The sequence below is a fragment of the Cellulomonas gelida genome (assembly GCF_006538725.1).
Taxonomy (GTDB): Bacteria; Actinomycetota; Actinomycetes; order Actinomycetales; family Cellulomonadaceae; genus Cellulomonas; species Cellulomonas gelida.
The window spans coordinates 71,648-89,457 of record NZ_BJLQ01000003.1; the positions used below are offsets into that span (position 1 = coordinate 71,648).

Here is a 17,810-nt window from a genome sequence, read left to right on the forward strand (position 1 = left end):
GCAGTCGGGTGCTGGGTGCGCGGAGAGCGCGGAGCGCGTGCTCGGGGTCGGTGTCGCGGTCGGGGTGGGGACCGGTCAGCCGACGGTCGAGGCGCGGACCGTGAACGACGTGGGCAGGACGATCGGCTCGCGCGGGACCGGGGTGCCGCGGAAGCTCGCGAGCAGGGCACGCGCGGCGGCCTGACCCATCTCGCGGATGGGCTGGTGCACCGAGGTCAGCGGCGGGTCGGTCTGGGCGGCGGACGGCAGGTCGTCGAAGCCGACGACGGCGACGTCGTCGGGGATCCGCAGTCCCGCACGGCGCAGCTCGGCCATGGCACCCGTCGCCATCGTGTCGTTGTGCGCGAACAGCGAGTCGAAGTGCAGCCCCGCCTCGAGCGCGCGGGCGACCGCGGCCTGCCCTGATTCGAACGTGAAGTCGCCCTCGACCGCCCGCAGCGGGTCGAGCGTGAGCCCGGCGGCGCCGAAGCCCTCGGCGAAGCCCGCGAGGCGCTCCTGCACGCACCCGAACCGGGGGTCGCCGCTGACGACCAGGGGCTCGCGCCGGCCGATCTCGAGCAGGTGGTGGGCGGCGGCGAGAGCGCCGAGCCGGTTGGTCGTCGCGACGGACCCGAACATCGGCTCGTGCCCGCGGTCGTCGACGAGCACGACGGGCAGGCCGTCCTCGTGCAGGCGCGTGATGTAGTCGAGCGTGCCCCCGGGCTCGACGACGAGCAGCCCGTCGAACGCGCGCGCGGAGACGTGCTCAGCGAACCGTCGCATCGACTCGTCGCCCTGCGTGGTGGTGAAGACGAGCATCCCGTAGCCCTCGTCCTCGACGGCCTCGATGGCGGCCTGCACGACCTCGCCGATCCACGGCCACGTGAGCGAGGGCAGGAGCATCGCGACGATGTGCGTCGAGCCGCGGGCGAATGCGACAGCCCGCGCGCTCGGGACGTAGCCGAGCTCCGCGATCACCGCGCGGACCCGCTCGGCGGTGCGCTCGTCGAGCTCGTCGCGGCCGTTGAGGACGCGCGAGACGGTGGTCTTGGAGACCCCGGCCCGCTGCGCGACGTCGCGGATGGTGACTGGCACAGCGCCGATTGTCCCGGTTGCGGCGCGGATCGGGGCAGGTTCGAACGGGCGTAACCCGGGAGTGTGACGCAGGACACATCGGATGACTTCGCATCGTGAAGCGAACGTATCTGGTCACGCGCAGATCACGCTCAACACGCGGAAGGACACACTTTGATAACGCCACTTGCGCTGTCATGGCTTTGAGTCTTGAATTCAGCCGTCACCTCGGGGTGGTGAACCATCGGCGGCTCACCCATGCGGGACCGGCATCGTCGTCGGCCCGACGCTCCCCAGAGGATGTACCAGAGGAGTAGACGACGATGTCCCAGACCTGGAAGAAGGTGGCGGTCGCGATCGCGACCGCCGGCCTTTTCGCCACCTCGCTCGCGGCGTGCAGCAGCGAGCGCGAGACGCCGCCGGCCGCGACGGGCGGCGCGACTGACGCCGCGACTGACGCGGCGAACGGGGGCGGCGGCCTCATCGGCATCGCGATGCCGACGAAGGCGCTCGAGCGGTGGAACCGTGACGGTTCGCACCTCGTGGAGCTGCTCGAGGCCGCTGGCTTCGAGACGAGCCTGCAGTACGCGGACAACAAGACCGACCAGCAGATCAGCCAGATCGAGAACATGATCAACGACGGCGCCAAGGTGCTCGTCATCGCCTCGATCGACGGCACGACCCTCGGCCCGGTGCTCGAGCAGGCCGCGGCGAAGGACGTCAAGGTCATCGCGTACGACCGCCTCATCAACGAGACGCCGAACGTCGACTACTACGCGACGTTCGACAACTACAAGGTCGGCCAGCTCCAGGGCCAGTTCATCGAGGACGCCCTCGGCCTGAAGGACGGCAAGGGCCCGTTCAACTTCGAGCCGTTCGCCGGTTCGCCGGACGACAACAACGCGAAGTTCTACTTCCAGGGCGCCTGGGACATCCTCAAGCAGTACGTCGACAGCGGCAAGCTCGTCGTGCCCTCGGGCAAGGCGCCGGCCACCGACGACGCGTGGAAGAACATCGGCATCCTCGGCTGGGGCTCGGACGACGCGCAGTCCGAGATGGAGAACCGCCTCAACTCGTTCTACGGCGGCGACACCAAGGTCGAGGTCGTCCTCTCCCCGAACGACTCGCTCGCTCTCGGCATCGCGCAGGCGCTCACCGGCGCCGGCTACAAGGCGGGCGAGGGCTGGCCGGTCCTGACCGGTCAGGACGCTGACCAGGCCAACGTGCTCAACATGCTCGCGGGCAAGCAGTCCATGACCGTCTGGAAGGACACGCGCGCCCTCGGCGACGCCGTCGCGAAGATGGTCGAGGAGATCACCAGCGGCAAGGAGGTCACGACGAACGACAACGAGACGTACAACAACAACGTCAAGGTCGTCCCGACCCTCCTGCTCGACCCGCTGGTCGTCACGCCGGACACCGTCGAGAAGGACCTGGTCGACTCGGGCTTCTACAAGGCCTCTGACCTGGGTCTGTGACCCGAACCTGACGCAGGCCGCCGCCGCACACGCACGATCGTGCGGCGGCGGCCCGTCGGGGCGCCGCCCTCAGGCGGCACCGTCAGGGTCCGCCAGGGCGGACCGGTCGTGACCGGGCAAGGACCGAGGACGAGATGGACACCACAGCAGGACCGGGCGCCACGGCAGCACCGGGCAACACAGCAGGACCGCAGGACGCTCCGGGAACGGGCGCCGCGGCACCGGAGCACATCCTCGAGATGCGGGGCATCACCAAGCGCTTCCCCGGCGTGCTCGCACTCTCCGACGTGAACCTCTCCGTGCGGCGGGGCGAGATCCACGCGATCTGCGGTGAGAACGGGGCCGGCAAGTCGACCCTGATGAAGGTGCTCTCGGGGGTGTACCCCCACGGGAGCTACGACGGAGACATCGTCTTCGAAGGCCGGACCGCGGAGTTCAAGAGCACGCGGGACTCCGAGCACGTCGGGATCGTGATCATCCACCAGGAGCTCGCGCTGTCGCCGTTCCTGTCGATCGCCGAGAACATCTTCCTCGGCAACGAGCGGTCCGCCCGCGGCGTCATCGACTGGAACCACACGAACTCCGAGGCCGCCAAGCTCCTCGCTCGCGTGGGGCTCGACGAGCGGCCCGACACGCGCATCATCGACATCGGTGTGGGCAAGCAGCAGCTGGTCGAGATCGCCAAGGCGCTCTCGAAGGAGGTCAAGCTGCTGATCCTCGACGAGCCGACCGCGGCGCTGAACGACGAGGACAGCGCGCACCTGCTCGGCCTGATCAGCGGTCTGCGTGACCTCGGCATCACCTCGATCATCATCAGCCACAAGCTGAACGAGATCGAGGCGATCGCGGACACGACCACGGTCATCCGTGACGGCCAGACGATCGAGACGATCGACATGCACGGCGAGGACGTCAGCGAGGAGCGGATCATCCGCGGGATGGTCGGTCGTTCGCTCGACCACCGGTTCCCGGAGCACACGCCGACGATCGGCGACGAGGTCCTGCGCATCGAGGACTGGACCGTGCACCACCCGCTGGACCAGTCCCGCAAGGTCGTCGACGGCGCCTCGCTCAACGTGCGGCGCGGCGAGATCGTCGGGATCGCGGGCCTGATGGGTGCCGGGCGCACCGAGCTGGCCATGTCGGTGTTCGGGCGGTCCTACGGGTCGCACATCTCCGGTCGCGTGTTCAAGGACGGTCAGCAGGTCACCCTGCACACCGTGGGCGCGGCGATCAAGGCCGGCATCGCGTACGCGACCGAGGACCGCAAGCACTACGGGCTGAACCTGATCTCGACGATCCGCGACAACGTCTCGGGTGCGGCGATCTCCAAGGTCTCCGAGCGAGGCGTGATCGACCGCAACGAAGAGCTCAAGGTCGCCGAGCGGTTCCGCAAGGACCTCAACATCCGCACGCCCAGCGTCGAGGCGCTCGTCGGCAAGCTGTCCGGCGGCAACCAGCAGAAGGTCGTGCTGAGCAAGTGGATCTTCTCCGACCCGGACGTGCTCATCCTCGACGAGCCGACGCGCGGTATCGACGTCGGCGCGAAGTACGAGATCTACACGATCATCAACAGGCTGGCTGACGCCGGCAAGGGCGTCATCGTGATCTCGTCGGAGCTGCCCGAGCTGCTCGGCATCTGCGACCGCATCTACACCCTGTCCCAGGGCCGCATCACGGGCGAGGTCGCCCGGCAGGACGCGACCCAGGAGCGACTCATGCACTACATGACCATGGAGAAGGACGTGACTCCCCGATGAGCACCGACACCAACCTTGCCCCTGCGATGCCTCCCGGCGAGCAGGCGCGCATCCCGCTGAGCCAGCGCCTGTCGGGCCTGGGCGGCAACGCGCGGCAGTACGGCATCTTCGCGGCGCTCATCGTCATCATCCTGCTGTTCCAGGGTCTGACCGACGGCCGTCTGCTGAAGCCGGACAACGTCGTCGCCCTGTTCCAGCAGAACGCCTACGTCATGGTCCTGGCCATCGGCATGGTGATGGTGATCGTCGCCGGGCACATCGACCTGTCCGTCGGGTCGGTCGTCGCCGTGGTCGGCGGGATCATCGCGGTCTCGATCTCCGACTGGGGCCTGCCGTGGTGGCTGGCCGTCATCCTCGGCGTCGTGATCGGTGCCGCGATCGGGGCCTGGCAGGGCTTCTGGATCGCGTACGTCGGGATCCCAGCGTTCATCGTCACCTTGGCGGGCATGCTGATCTTCCGCGGGCTCGCGCTCGTCGTCGTCGGCCAGACGATCCGCGTCAACAACGACTCGTTCAACTCGATCGTGTCCGGCTCGCTGCCGAACTTCCTGGGCTTCACCTCGGACATGGACGTCGTGACGCTCGTCATCGGTGCCCTGACGATCGCGGCGTTCGCCGTCGCGCAGCTCCGCGCCCGCATGCAGCTGCGCAAGCACGACCTGCACGTCGAGGCGCTCGGCCTGTTCATCGGCAAGCTCGTCGCCGTCGCGGTGGCGGTCGGCTTCCTGGCCGTCCTGCTGTCGCTGTCGGCCGGCGGCATGCCGATCATCCTGGTCATCGTCGGCGTGCTGATCGTCGTCTACACGTTCCTCATGGGCCGCACGGTCTTCGGCCGGCACATCTACGCGGTCGGTGGCAACCGGCCCGCCGCGAGCCTGTCGGGCGTGCGCACCAAGCGCGTCGACTTCATGATCTTCGTGAACATCGGCGCCCTCGCCGGCATCGCGGCGATCATCACGACGGCCCGTGGTGGTGCCGCCGTCGCCGCCGCCGGGCAGAACTTCGAGCTCGACGCGATCGCCGCGTGCTTCATCGGTGGTGCGGCGGTCACGGGCGGCATCGGCCGGATCTCGGGTGCCATCGTCGGTGCGCTCATCATGGGCGTGCTCAACATGGGCCTGTCGATCATGTCGGTCGACCCGTCGTGGCAGCAGGCGATCAAGGGCCTCGTGCTCCTGGCCGCGGTGGCGTTCGACCTCATCAACAAGCGACGCGCCGGCACCAGCTGACACTCGTCAGCTGACCAGGAGAACCGTCGACGAACACTAAGGTGCGAGCGTGAGCAGGCGAGCAGGCACGGCCGGCTCCCAGTCGTCCCTTCGTGAGGCCAACCGCCAGCTCGTCGCCGAGACGGTCAAGCGGTACGGCGGTCTCACGCAGGTCGAGCTCGCCGAGGCCACCGGTCTGTCCCAGGCGACGGTGTCGACGATCGTCCGCGAGCTCTACGCCGCGGGGGTCGTCGACACCGTCGCCACGACGCGCAGCGGGCGGCGTGCCCAGATGGTCACGCTCGCCCGCCGCGTCGGTCTGGCGGCCGGGATCCAGATCGGGCACCGGAACCTGCGTGTCGCGCTCGGCGACTTCTCGCACGAGATCCTCGCGGAGCAGACCCTGCCGCTCCCGGTCGAGCACCGGGTCGACACGACGCTCGACCGCGTCGCACTGCTCGTCGTCGACCTGCTCGAGCGGGTCGGCGCCTCGCTCGAGGACATCGTGGGGATGGGCGTCGGGGTGCCCGCGCCCGTCGACTCGGCCACGGGCATGATCTCGGTCGAGGGCATCATGCCCGGCTGGGACGACGTCCACCTGGGCCAGGTGCTCTCCAAGCGCCTGGGCCTGCCGGTGTACGTCGACAACGACGCGAACCTGGCCGCGTTCGCCGAGTTCAGCGCCGGTGCGGCGCGCGACCGTGCCGACTGCCTGTTCCTGCGCGCGTCGTACGGCGTGGGCGCGGGGATCGTGCTCGGCGGCCAGGTGCTGCGCGGCTTCGCGGGCACCGCGGGTGAGATCGGGCACCTGACGGTCCGGCCCGACGGCGAGCTGTGCCGGTGCGGGCGCCGCGGCTGTCTCGACACGGTCGTCGGCGCGGGCGCGCTGCTCGAGGCCGTCGGACCGGTGCCCGGCATCGCGAGCCTGCGGGACATCGTGCAGCGCGCGAACCAGGGCGACGAGCGCTGCGGCGACGTCGTCGCGGAGGCCGGGGCAGCGATCGGCGCCGCGCTCGCCGGGCTCGTGCTGGCGGTGAACCCGCAGGTCGTGGTGGTGGGCGGCGAGCTCTCGGAGACGGGGGAGACCCTGGTGGCGCCCTTGCGCGCGGCCCTGCTGCGGCACGCGTTGCCCAACCGCATCGCGCCGCTCGAGGTGGTGCGCGCGAGCCTCGGCACCCGCGCGGAGATGGTGGGCGCCCTGGCGCTGGCGGTGCAGTCCACGGACGTGCCGCTGCGCGTCGAGGAGACGGTCGACGTGGAGGGGCTCGGATGACGACCGTTGACGGCCGACGAGTGGGAGACTTCACTGACCAGCAGCACGACGACGTGGAGCAGGTGATCACGATGAGCCCATCGCCCGTCCCCCTGCTGTCCATGCGGGGGATCAGCAAGAACTTCGGCGCGGTCGAAGCTCTCGCCGGTGTGGACCTGGACGTGTTCGCGCACGAGGTCGTCGCGCTCGTCGGCGACAACGGTGCCGGGAAGTCGACGCTCGCCAAGGTCGTCGCGGGCGCGTACACGCCCGACTCGGGGCTCATCGAGATCGCCGGCGAGCCCACGTCGATCCCGACTCCCGCGGCCGCCCGGACGCTCGGCGTCGCGACGGTCTTCCAGGACCTCGCGCTGTGCGACAACCTCGACGTGACGGGGAACCTGTTCCTGGGCCGTGAGGTCCGCCGGGGCGGACTGCGCGACGACGGCTACATGGAGGCCACGGCCCGCCGCGTGCTGGAGGCGTTGAACAGCCGCATCCCGTCGGCCCGCACCCCGTTGTCGACGTTGTCGGCAGGTCAGCGGCAGTCGGTCGCGATCGCGCGCACGCTCATCGGTGACCCGCGCATCGTCGTGCTCGACGAGCCGACGGCCGCGCTCTCGGTGGCCCAGACGGCCGAGGTCCTCACGCACATCGAGCGCCTGCGCGAGCTGGGGCTGGCGGTCATCCTCATCAGTCACAACATGACGGACGTGCGAGCGGTGTCCGACCGCATCGTGGTGCTGCGTCACGGCCGCAACAACGGCACGTTCGACGCCGCGACGACGAGCCACGAAGAGGTGCTCGCGGCGATCACCGGCGCCACGGTGCGTCGCTCGCCGCGCCTGCACGCGCTGCGCTGACCGGTTCGTCCGCACTTCGGCGCGTTCGTCCTCGCGCGTCCGGAACGACCTTCACGCGACCTCCGCGTCTGCACGGCGTGTCGGCCCGCCGGGCTCATGGGCCCGGTGCCTAGTCTCGACGAGCCGGGCACCGCTCGGCGGCCGGGGCGTGCCCCGGTCACGTCGTGCGGACCCGCCGCCGGACAGCCAGAGCGAGCAGCGTGATCAAGTTCGAGAACGTCACCAAGGTCTATGCGCGCGGTGCCAGGCCCGCGCTGGACGGCGTGTCGCTGGACGTCGAGCGCGGCGAGTTCGTGTTCCTCGTCGGGGCGTCCGGGTCGGGGAAGTCGACGTTCCTGCGGCTCGTGCTGCGCGAGGAGCGGGCGTCCGCGGGCAAGGTGTTCGTCGCGGGCAAGGAGCTCGGCTCGCTGTCGTCGTGGAAGGTCCCGCAGCTGCGCCGACAGATCGGCGCGGTGTTCCAGGACTTCCGGCTGCTGCCGAACAAGAGCGTCTTCGAGAACGTCGCGTTCGCGCTGCAGGTGATCGGCAAGCCGCGGCACCAGATCCTGGCGACCGTCCCGGACACGCTCGAGATGGTCGGGCTGGCCGGCAAGGAGAAGCGCCGCCCGCACGAGCTGTCCGGTGGCGAGCAGCAGCGCGTGGCCATCGCGCGCGCGTTCGTCAACCGGCCGCAGATCCTGCTGTGCGACGAGCCGACCGGCAACCTCGACCCGACCACCTCGCTGGGGATCATGCGCCTGCTCGACCGGATCAACCGCACCGGCACCACCGTGGTCATGGCCACGCACGACGACGAGATCGTCGACCAGATGCGCAAGCGCGTGGTCGAGCTGTCGACGGGCGAGCTCGTGCGCGACCAGTCGCGCGGCGTCTACGGCTCGGACCGCTGAGGGGGACCGGCCGTGCGACTGCGATTCATCCTCTCCGAGATCGGCATCGGTCTTCGTCGGAACCTGTCGATGACCATCTCGGTCATCCTCGTCACGTTCGTCTCGCTCACGTTCGTCGGGAGCGCTGCCCTGCTGCAGCTGCAGATCGACAAGATGAAGGACGACTGGTACGACAAGGTCGAGGTCTCGGTCTTCCTCTGCCCGGCGACGTCGCCCGAGCCCACGTGTGCCGGCGGCGAGGTCACCGAGGACCAGAAGCAGGCGATCCGCGACGCGCTCGACGAGCCCGAGGTCGCGCCGCTGATCGTCCAGCCGATCTTCTTCGAGACCAAGGAGGAGGCGTTCGCCTCCTTCAAGAAGCAGTTCGGCGACCAGTCGTGGGCCTCGGTCGCGACCGTCGAGGACATGAACTCCTCGTTCCGGATCAAGCTCACCGATCCGTCGCAGTACCAGGTGGTCGCGGACGTCGTGTCCGGGCGGCAGGGCGTGGAGTCCGTGCAGGACCAGCGGCGCCTGTTCGATCGGCTGTTCCTGGTGATCGACCGCGCGACGCTGCTCACGGGTGGCCTCGCCGCGGTGATGCTGATCGCGGCGGTCCTGCTCATCACGACGACCATCCGGCTCTCGGCGCTCTCGCGCAAGCGTGAGACGGGCATCATGCGGCTCGTCGGCGCGTCCACGATGTTCATCCAGCTCCCGTTCATGCTCGAGGGGGCGATCGCCGCGACGATCGGCTCGCTCATGGCTGTCGGCGGGCTCTGGTTGGGTGTGCAGTACCTGGTCACGGACTGGCTGGGCGGTACCGTCTCCTGGATCCCGTACGTGACGACCTCCGACGTGCTCACGGTGGCTCCGCTGCTGGTCGCGTCGGGGATCCTGTTGGCCGCCATCTCCTCGCTCGTGACCCTGAGCCGCTACACGAAGGTGTGAGCATGCGTCGAACCACGCGCCCCACCCGTCAGTCGACGAGCCCGGCCCGGCAGGCCTCGCGGCCCGCCGCGCTCGCGGAGATCGTCGGGCTCGTCGCGACGATCGTGCTCGGCGCGGTCGCGGCGCCCGCGATGGGTGACGCGATCGACGACCGGCGCGCGGCGGCCGAGAAGGAGAAGAAGACCAACGAGCAGCGGCGTGCGGACGCCGAGGAGGTGCTCGAGGGCCTCGAGGGCGAGCTCGGCGCGGTCTCGGACCGCCTGCTCGAGATCCAGACCCAGCTGCCCGCGGCGCGGCTCGCGCTGCAGGAGGCCGAGGCGGAGTTCGCGAAGGCGAAGCGTGAGGCGGCGATCGTCGCGGCCCGGCTCGAGGACGCGCGCGACCAGGCCAAGGACCTGTCCGCGACCATCGAGGCCGACTCCGACGAGGCGACGCGGATGCGCGAGGCCATCGGTCAGATGGCGCGTGAGGCCTACCGCGGCGGCGGCGACGTGTCGAGCGTGAGCATGATCCTCGACGCGGACTCCTCCGAGGACTTCATCGAGCGTGCCGACCTCATGAGCCAGGCGCTGCGCACCCGGGCGCAGGTGCTCGACGACCTGCAGGCGACCGAGTCGGGCAACCGTAACTCCGCGCAGCGGCTCGAGGCAGTCGAGGCGCGCATCGGCGAGCTGAAGGACGAGGCCGACGCCAAGGTCGCCGAGTCCCAGAAGGCGAAGAAGGCCGCCGAGGCCGCGAAGGCCAAGCTGGACGCGCTGCTCGTCGAGCAGCAGGAGAAGCAGGACGCGCTGCTGGCGAAGAAGGACGAGATCGCCGAGAAGCTCAAGGCGATCGACGCCGAGGCGAAGCAGATCGAGCAGGACCTGGCCAAGGCGATCGAGGAGCAGCGCAAGCGCGACGCCGCCAAGAAGCCCGACCCGGCAGACCCGCCGGCGGCCTCCGGCACGCTGTTCGTCAACCCCACGCAGACCCGGCCGATCCATGTGACGTCCGAGTACGGCATGCGCTTCCACCCGGTGCTGCACTACTGGCGCCTGCACGCGGGGATCGACCTGCGCGACTACTGCGGCAACGACGTCTACGCGGCGAGGTCCGGCACGGTGCTGTGGACGCAGTACCGCTACGGGTACGGCAACCAGGTGATGATCGGCCACGGCACCGTCGGCGGCAAGACGCTCGCGACGAGCTACAACCACCTGTCGCAGTTCGTCGTGCGGCCGGGCGCGTCCGTCAAGGCGGGTCAGCTGATCGCGCGTGCGGGCAACACGGGGACGTCGGGCGCGTGCCACCTGCACTTCGAGGTCTACATGAACAGCGCGACCGTCAACCCGCGCCCGTACCTGCCGCTCTGACCGGTCACGCGGGCCCCGTCGCGGATAAGCGCGAGGGGTTCCTGGCGGCAGGCAGGTAGGCTCGTCCGGCGCACGACGAGCGTGCGTGAGGGCTCGTGCGCGCCACGGGCGGTCCATCGGGACCGCGCCGGCCGCTGGCAGCCCGACGAGCGAGAGACCTGACGAGAAGGGGTGCGCGGTGGCCAAGGAACCCGGGCGCAAGCTCGTGGCCGCCAACCGCAAGGCCCGCCACGACTACACGATCGAGGACGTCTTCGAGGCCGGCGTCGTGCTGACCGGGACCGAGGTCAAGGCGCTGCGCGCTGGCCGCGCGTCGCTGGTCGACGGCTGGTGCGAGATCGACGGCGGCGAGGCGTGGCTGCACGGGGTGCACATCCCCGAGTACGCGCAGGGCACGTGGACCAACCACGCGCCGCGCCGCAAGCGCAAGCTGCTGCTGCACCGCGAGGAGATCGAGCGGCTCGAGTCGCGCACGCGCGAGAAGGGCCACACGATCGTCCCGCTCGCGCTGTACTTCCTGGACGGCCGCGCAAAGGTCGAGATCGCGCTCGCGCGCGGCAAGAAGGACTGGGACAAGCGCCAGGCGCTGCGCGAGCGGCAGGACAACCTCGAGGCGCAGCGCGCGATGCGGGACCTGCGCGACCGCTGAGTGCTCGGCTGGTCGCTCGGGCCGCGATAGGTTGCGGCCGTGACCGCTCTCGATGCCCTGCGCCGACGTCCCCGACCAGGTCGAGCGCTGCGACGCGCCGGGCTGACGCTCGGGCTGGCCGGAGCCGCGCTCGTCGCGAACGGGCTGGTGGCCTCCGCCGCGCCGGACCAGACGAGCGGACGGGAGATCACGCGGTACGACGTGACGGCCGTCCTGAGCGCCGACGGCGTCGCGCAGGTGTCGATCGACTTCGACTTCGACTTCGGCGACGACCCGGGCCACGGGCCCTACCTCACGCTCCCCACCCGCCAGGGGTACGACGAGACGCACGATCGCGAGTTCCGCTACAGCGGGCTGTCCTCCTCGAGCAGCACCGGCGCGCCCGCGCAGCTCAACCAGGAGGACGACGGCGACGCGCTCATCCTGCGGATCGGTGACCCGGACGTCGACGACGTCTCGGGGGTGCAGACCTACCAGCTGACCTACACGGTCGACGGCCTGGTCAACCCCGCGAACGAGCAGCACTCGGGCGACGAGCTGTACTGGAACGTCATCGGCACGGGCTGGGAGATCCCGCTGGGGGACCTGAGCGCGACCGTGACCGGCCCTGCCGACGTCGAGGGTGCGGTCTGCTTCGCGGGTCCCGAAGGGTCGGCGGACCCGTGCACCTCGGCGGATGCGCAGGGCGCGACGGCGACGTTCACGCAGGACCTGCTGGACCGCGGCGAGCCGTTCACGACCGTGACCGGTTGGCCCGCGGGCACCTTCCCGGGTGTCGAGCCGATCGTCGTGGAGCGTCCTGACCCGGCCGCCGCCTGGGCACCGGCCTCGCCGCTCGGTGGCGTGGCGCTGCTGCTCGCCGCCGGGGGCGCCTGGCTCGCGATCCGGCGTGTGCGCCGCACGGGCCGCGACCGCGCCTACCTTGGCCTGACCCCGGGGCTGCGGCCCGTGAGCGGCCAGGAGGTCGGCTCGGGCTACCGCGACAAGCGCACGCCCGTGGCCGTGCAGTTCACGCCGCCGGCCAACGTGCGGCCGGGCGAGCTCGGCACGCTCGTCGACGAGAAGGCCGACCCGGTCGACGTCACCGCGACGCTGATCGACCTCGCCGTGCGCGGCTACCTGCGCATCGAGGAGGTCCCGCGCGCCAACCCGAAGAAGAAGCCGAAGGACTGGACGCTCGTCGCGCTGCGCGAGCCCGACGCGGCGCTGCTCGAGTACGAGGCGCTGCTCATGGACGAGATCTTCACCGGTCGGCCGACCGTCAAGCTGTCCGACCTCAAGACGACGTTCGCGTCGTCCATGTCCAAGGTGCAGGACCGGCTGTACGACCAGGTCACGCGCGTCGGCTGGTTCCGGGCGAACCCCAAGTCCGTACGCGGATCGTGGCTGGCCACGGGGATCGCGCTCATCGTCGTCGCCGGCATCACGCTGGTCCTGGCGATCGCGCTCAGCGAGTCGGGCGTGCCAGGACTGCTCAACGGCGTCGGACTCATCCCGATCGCTCTCGGCATCGTCGGCGTCGTCGTGCTGGTGTGCGCGTCGCACGCCCCTGCGCGCACCGAGGAGGGCACCGCGGTGCTCGCCGAGTCGCTCGGCTTCCGCACCTACCTCACGACCGCCGAGGCGGACCAGATCCGGTTCGAGGAGGGTGAGGACGTCTTCAGCCGCTACCTGCCGTACGCGATCGTGTTCGGCGTCGCCGAGCGGTGGGCGCGCGTGTTCGCCCAGCTCGCCGCGCAGGGCCGCGCCGTCGCGCAGCCCGGCTGGTACGTCGGGTACTACGACCCGCTGCCGGGTGTGTTCTGGGCGTCGGGCTTCGCCGCCTCGATGGACAGGTTCCAGTCGGTCGCGACCGAGTCGCTCACCGCTCCGACGCCAGGCTCGTCGGGCGACTCCGGGTTCTCCGGGGGCTTCTCCGGCGGTGGTGTCGGTGGGGGAGGCGGCGGGGGCTGGTGAGCCCGCGGTCTCCGCGCGCCCTCGGCGGGTCGGCGGGCGCGCTCGTCGTGCCCGTTACGGACGCCGGCCCAGGATGTCCGCGAGGTCGAAGCCGACCGGCTCGTCGAGCTGCGCGTACGTGCACGTCGCCGGGTCACGGTCGGGGCGCCAGCGGCGGAACTGCGCCGTGTGCCGGAAGCGGTCGCCCTCCATGTGGTCGTAGGCGACCTCGACCACGAGCTCGGGGCGCAGCGGGACGAAGCTCAGGTCCTTCGTCGCGTTCCAGCGGCTGACCGCACCCGGCAGCCGGTTGCCCGCGTGGGCCTCGGCGTCGGCCCACGCCGCCCACGGGTGGTCCTCGACGTCCGTGCGCAGCGGGGCGAGCTCGTCGACGAGCGCCGCGCGCCGCGCCATGGGGAACGACGCCGCGACACCGACGTGCTGCAGGTGGCCCTCGTCGTTCCACAGGCCCAGCAGCAGGCTCCCGACGATCGGGCCGGTCTTGTGCCAGCGGAAGCCCGCGACCACGCAGTCCGCGGTGCGCTCGTGCTTGACCTTGAACATCGTGCGTTTGTCGGGCTGGTACGTACCGTCGAGCGGCTTGGCGACCACGCCGTCGAGCCCCGCGCCCTCGAACTGCGTGAACCAGCGCCGGGCCTCGCCCAGGTCGCCGGTCGCGGGCGTGAGGTGCACGTCGCCGGCCGCGCCGGCGAGCGCGTCCTCGAGCCGCGCGCGACGCTCGCGCAGCGGTGTGCTCATAAGGTCGTCGTCGCCGAGCGCGAGGACGTCGAACGCGACGAAGCTCGCGGGCGTCTGCTCCGCGAGGAGCTTCACGCGCGACGCGGCGGGGTGGATCCGGTTCGTCAGCGAGTCCCAGCCGAGGCGATCGCCCTCGACGATGACGATCTCGCCGTCGAGGACGCACCGCGGGGGCGTGTGCGCCTTGATCTGCTCGACCAGCTCGGGGAAGTAGCGCGTCATCGGCTTCTCGTTGCGGCTGCCGAGCTCGACCTCGTCGCCGTCGCGGAAGACGATCGTGCGGAACCCGTCCCACTTGGGCTCGACGTGGCCCGTGTCGGGGATCTCCTTGACCGACTTCGCGAGCATGGGTGCGACGGGCGGCATGACGGGCAGGCGCATGTCGCCATCCTGCCCGCCCGGTACGACATCGGCACCGGTTCGGTGGACAGGGCTCCAGAGGCCGACGCGATGTGCCGATGATGGGGCGTGTCCTTCGACGACCTCCCGCGCTCGCCGTCGGGACGCATCCCGCAGTGGGTGATCGACGAGGCCCAGGGGAGGGCGGCGACACCCCCACCCTGGCGTGCGGACGCCTACGACACGTCGGCCGAGGCCGCCGCGCAGGCGGCGTGGCGTGCGGGACGGCGTGCCGGCCCGGCCGGTCTGCCGCGCAACATCGTCGGCGACCAGGACTGGCAGTACGTCCACCCGGGAGCGCGACCTCAGCGCGGCCGGAGGACGTTGCGGGTGCGGCGCGCGCGCTGGGCCGTGGGGGTGCTGTGCGGGCTCCTCGGTGCCGCGTGGGTCGGGGTGTGGTTGCAGCAGCTGCCCGAGCTCTCGTGGGACGCGGTCATGGCCGAGCTCTCGCGCAAGCCCGTGAGCCGCGCCGACCTCGAGGCGACGGGGACGCTGCTCCCGCCCGAGTCGGTGCCCGGCGGTGGGGGCATGGGCGGTCCCGAGCCCGGCCACGAGGAGGCGGCCGCGCCGCTCGGCGCACCCGCGCCGGTCGACTGGGACGGCGCGCCGTATGCGTTCCTCTCCACGCAGGCCCGCCCCGACGGGCTCGAGGTGCCCGTGACGTGGTCGCCGTGCCGGCCCGTGCACTACGTGGTCAACAGCGCCGGAGCGCCTGTGGGGTTCGCCGACGACGTCGCCACGGTGGTGGCCGAGCTGGCGGACGCGACCGGGTTCGTGTTCGTCGACGACGGTCCGACGGACGAGTCGGCAGGCCCGGACCGGCCGATCTACCAGCCCGAGCGCTACGGCCGACGGTGGGCGCCGCTGCTCGTGCAGTTCTCCGACGAGACGCTCCAGTCGGGGCTCGAGGGTGACGTCGTGGGGCAGGGCGGGCCGCGCACGGTCCGCCGTGAGGACGGGCTGCTCGTCGCCGTCTCCGGCACGGTCTGGCTCGACGCCTCGCTGCTCGAGAGCCAGCCCGTCGACGCCGAGCCCGCGCACGTCGGGGTGCTGCGGCACGAGCTGGCGCACGCGCTCGGGCTCGACCACGTCGAGGACCGGACCCAGCTGATGAACCCCGAGACGCGCGGCGAGTTCACGACGTTCCAGTCGGGCGACCTGTACGGCCTGTCCCAGCTCGCCCGCGGGGTGTGCGCGCCGGACCTGTGACGTGCGCGTTCGTCGCCCGATCTTCAGGGAACTCTCATCGTCGGTTCAGCCGTTCACCCGGTACCGCGACTTGAGTGGTCTCGGCGGCGCCGCCCCGGCGCCACGGAGGAGGGACGACGATGGCGATCGACGACGGTTCCCGAGCGCGCGACACCCGGTGCGACACCCCGGTGCGCGGGCGGCGGCGGGGCATGGCGATCGGCGCGGTCCTCGCGGTCGGTGCGACCGTCGTCGGGCCTGCGGCTTCGGCAACGGCCGGTGCGACCGCCGACGAGCGGCGTCCACTGACGGCGCCGTCGTGGCCGGGGCTGGCATCGACGGACTCGTCCTCGGGGGTGCTCGAGGTCTCGGCGGCGGGGGAGTCCGGGCCGGTGCGGGGTGCCGCGCTCGCCGTGGCCGCCGGCGGGATCGTCGTGACGCACTCGCACGTCGTGGCGGGTGCGACGTCGATCGTCGTGACCGACCCGAGCACCGGTCTGCGCTCCGCGGCCTCGGTGCTGGTGCGCGACGAGCGCGCGGACGTGGCCGTCCTGCAGCTCGCCTCCGCCGACGGTGTTCGGCTGGCCACGCTGCGCGACGGTCTCCCCGACTCGGCGGAGTCGGCTTGATGCCTGGGGCAGCCCAGGTGTGACGCGTCACCTCACCCCGCAGCGTGATGCTGTGTCCGAAACCCGAGTGATTCGGGGCGGGATCGTTCCCACAGCCGGTGTCGGCGTGCCTAGATAGCCCCCTGCCACGTTGCTGACGAGGGGGCGATGCGTATGGACGAGGTGATGAGAGCTGTACCCGCGCTCGCGCGGTCGGTCGAGTCGGCCGACCGCGTGCCCGGGCTTGCCGGCGTGCTCGCGATCGTGGGGGTGATCGCGATCGGCGCCTTCATGATCGCGCGCAACTCGCGCCCCCATCCCACGCGCGAGGACCTGCCGTCCGTCGTGCTGGACCTGGAGGAGCGCGGCTACCTCGAGATCGAGGCCTTCTTCGAGCGCGGTGCACCCGACTGGCTGCTGCACCGGCGCCGACTCCCGGACCGGAACCTGTCCGAGCACGAGACCGGGTGGTACTTCGCGATATTCGGCACGCGACTCGCGGCGTCGGTGGCGTGGTCCCAGGTGCGCCCGCCGCACTCGCCGCACCCCACGGGCTGACCGCCTCAGTCCGTCTCCGCGGACGGCTCGGCGCGCCGTCGTTCGAGGACCGCCAGGTCGCGCTCGGCGAACTGGCGGTGGTACCACTCCTCGTTGAGCAGGACGCTCAGGCACTCGCGCACGGGGAACGGCCTCGCGGGTGGCCAGGAGTCGCCCTCGAGCGGGACGGTGTGCTCGTCGAGGCGGTCGTCGGTGAGCCCGCTCAGGAACGTGCGCACCGTCGCCTGGCGGTCGGCGCGCACCGCGAGAACCTCGTCGAGGCTGGGCCTGACCTCTCGGTCACGGGGGATCCCCGGCTTGTCCGACATCTGGTCCCAGGGCAGGTCCAGCGGGTCCCACGGCTCCGGGACCCGCAGGATCGCCCGCCGCACCCACGAGTCCGTCACGAACAGCAGGTGCCGCAGCGTCTCGATGAACGACCACTCCTCGTCGACGCTCACGTGCAGGTCCGCGGGATCGAGCGCGCGCGCCCGCTCGACCGTGCCGTCCCAGAGGCGCTCGAGCAGGTACCAGGCCTCGCGGAACCCGGTCGGGTCCGTGGGCCGCATCTTCACGCGGTCGGGGTCTCGGCGGTCCAGCTCGGCGTTGACGTACGCGCTGACCTCGACCCCGTTGATCGTGAGGTTCTCGACCTCGCCGGTGATCGTGGCGTCCACGAGCTCGACGCCGTCGAACCGGGCACCCCGCAGGTCGGCGCCCCGTACGTCGATGTCGATCAGGCGTGCTCGTCGGAACACCGCGCCCGTGAGGTCCACGTGCGTGAAGCGGGACCCGCGCAGGTCCTCGTCGGTGAAGTCGACCATGCGCCCGACGCTAGACCGCGCCTCCGACACCCGCCCGCGAGCCCGCCCGGGAATCACGGCGACGACCGGCCCGTTGCCCAGGTAGTCTGGTCCCGTTCGGCTCGCGCTGGTCGCGGACCGGGCAG

At 71.1% G+C, this 17,810-nt stretch carries 16 protein-coding genes; 13 read left to right on the forward strand and 3 right to left on the reverse strand.

Going from position 1 to position 17,810, the window contains the following annotated elements:
• Positions 1-75: 75 nt before the first annotated feature.
• On the reverse strand, positions 76-1,074 hold the full coding sequence (locus CGE01nite_RS01805) for a LacI family DNA-binding transcriptional regulator (RefSeq protein WP_048343879.1): 999 nt from the start codon (positions 1,072-1,074) through the stop codon (positions 76-78).
• 302 nt (positions 1,075-1,376) lie between these two features.
• Between CGE01nite_RS01805 and chvE the strand changes: the two genes are divergently transcribed.
• The 10 genes from chvE to CGE01nite_RS01855 all read left to right on the forward strand — a co-directional run bounded on the left by chvE (position 1,377) and on the right by CGE01nite_RS01855 (position 13,391).
• Positions 1,377-2,531: a multiple monosaccharide ABC transporter substrate-binding protein gene (gene chvE, locus CGE01nite_RS01810; RefSeq protein WP_141368626.1), complete on the forward strand. Its 1,155-nt coding sequence runs from the start codon at positions 1,377-1,379 to the stop codon at positions 2,529-2,531.
• Between the two features lie 239 nt (positions 2,532-2,770).
• On the forward strand, positions 2,771-4,291 hold the full coding sequence (gene mmsA, locus CGE01nite_RS01815) for a multiple monosaccharide ABC transporter ATP-binding protein (RefSeq protein WP_048343944.1): 1,521 nt from the start codon (positions 2,771-2,773) through the stop codon (positions 4,289-4,291).
• Positions 4,288-5,520: a multiple monosaccharide ABC transporter permease gene (mmsB, locus tag CGE01nite_RS01820; protein WP_048343881.1), complete on the forward strand. Its 1,233-nt coding sequence runs from the start codon at positions 4,288-4,290 to the stop codon at positions 5,518-5,520. Before mmsA ends, mmsB begins: the two co-directional genes overlap by 4 nt.
• 49 nt (positions 5,521-5,569) lie before the next feature.
• On the forward strand, positions 5,570-6,772 hold the full coding sequence (locus CGE01nite_RS01825) for an ROK family transcriptional regulator (protein ID WP_048343882.1): 1,203 nt from the start codon (positions 5,570-5,572) through the stop codon (positions 6,770-6,772).
• 71 nt (positions 6,773-6,843) lie between these two features.
• Positions 6,844-7,614, forward strand: coding sequence for an ATP-binding cassette domain-containing protein (locus CGE01nite_RS01830; protein ID WP_048343945.1), 771 nt, complete (start codon positions 6,844-6,846; stop codon positions 7,612-7,614).
• A gap of 200 nt (positions 7,615-7,814) precedes the next feature.
• The gene (ftsE, locus tag CGE01nite_RS01835) at positions 7,815-8,504 is read left to right on the forward strand and encodes a cell division ATP-binding protein FtsE (RefSeq protein WP_048343883.1); all 690 of its coding nucleotides are present in this window, start codon (positions 7,815-7,817) and stop codon (positions 8,502-8,504) included.
• 12 nt (positions 8,505-8,516) lie between these two features.
• The gene (gene ftsX / locus CGE01nite_RS01840) at positions 8,517-9,434 is read left to right on the forward strand and encodes a permease-like cell division protein FtsX (protein WP_048343884.1); all 918 of its coding nucleotides are present in this window, start codon (positions 8,517-8,519) and stop codon (positions 9,432-9,434) included.
• Positions 9,435-9,436: 2 nt separating this feature from the next.
• Entirely contained in the window at positions 9,437-10,786 is a 1,350-nt protein-coding gene (locus CGE01nite_RS01845; protein ID WP_141368628.1) for a M23 family metallopeptidase, read from the forward strand.
• Between the two features lie 178 nt (positions 10,787-10,964).
• Positions 10,965-11,435, forward strand: a complete 471-nt coding sequence (gene smpB / locus CGE01nite_RS01850) for an SsrA-binding protein SmpB (protein ID WP_141368630.1) — start codon at positions 10,965-10,967, stop codon at positions 11,433-11,435.
• Between the two features lie 39 nt (positions 11,436-11,474).
• Positions 11,475-13,391, forward strand: coding sequence for a DUF2207 domain-containing protein (locus tag CGE01nite_RS01855; protein ID WP_141368632.1), 1,917 nt, complete (start codon positions 11,475-11,477; stop codon positions 13,389-13,391).
• Between the two features lie 54 nt (positions 13,392-13,445).
• Here the strand turns inward: CGE01nite_RS01855 and CGE01nite_RS01860 are convergent, their stop codons facing one another.
• On the reverse strand, positions 13,446-14,510 hold the full coding sequence (locus tag CGE01nite_RS01860) for an ATP-dependent DNA ligase (protein ID WP_141368634.1): 1,065 nt from the start codon (positions 14,508-14,510) through the stop codon (positions 13,446-13,448).
• 87 nt (positions 14,511-14,597) lie between these two features.
• Between CGE01nite_RS01860 and CGE01nite_RS01865 the strand changes: the two genes are divergently transcribed.
• The 3 genes from CGE01nite_RS01865 to CGE01nite_RS01875 all read left to right on the forward strand — a co-directional run bounded on the left by CGE01nite_RS01865 (position 14,598) and on the right by CGE01nite_RS01875 (position 16,882).
• Entirely contained in the window at positions 14,598-15,737 is a 1,140-nt protein-coding gene (locus CGE01nite_RS01865; protein WP_141368636.1) for a matrixin family metalloprotease, read from the forward strand.
• Between the two features lie 119 nt (positions 15,738-15,856).
• Entirely contained in the window at positions 15,857-16,345 is a 489-nt protein-coding gene (locus CGE01nite_RS01870) for a hypothetical protein (RefSeq protein WP_141368638.1), read from the forward strand.
• Between the two features lie 147 nt (positions 16,346-16,492).
• Positions 16,493-16,882, forward strand: coding sequence for a hypothetical protein (locus tag CGE01nite_RS01875; protein ID WP_141368640.1), 390 nt, complete (start codon positions 16,493-16,495; stop codon positions 16,880-16,882).
• A gap of 5 nt (positions 16,883-16,887) precedes the next feature.
• Here CGE01nite_RS01875 and CGE01nite_RS01880 read toward each other — a convergent pair whose 3' ends face one another.
• Positions 16,888-17,685 (reverse strand): DinB family protein, encoded by a 798-nt coding sequence (locus CGE01nite_RS01880; protein WP_141368642.1) that lies wholly within the window; start codon positions 17,683-17,685, stop codon positions 16,888-16,890.
• Positions 17,686-17,810: the final 125 nt, after the last annotated feature.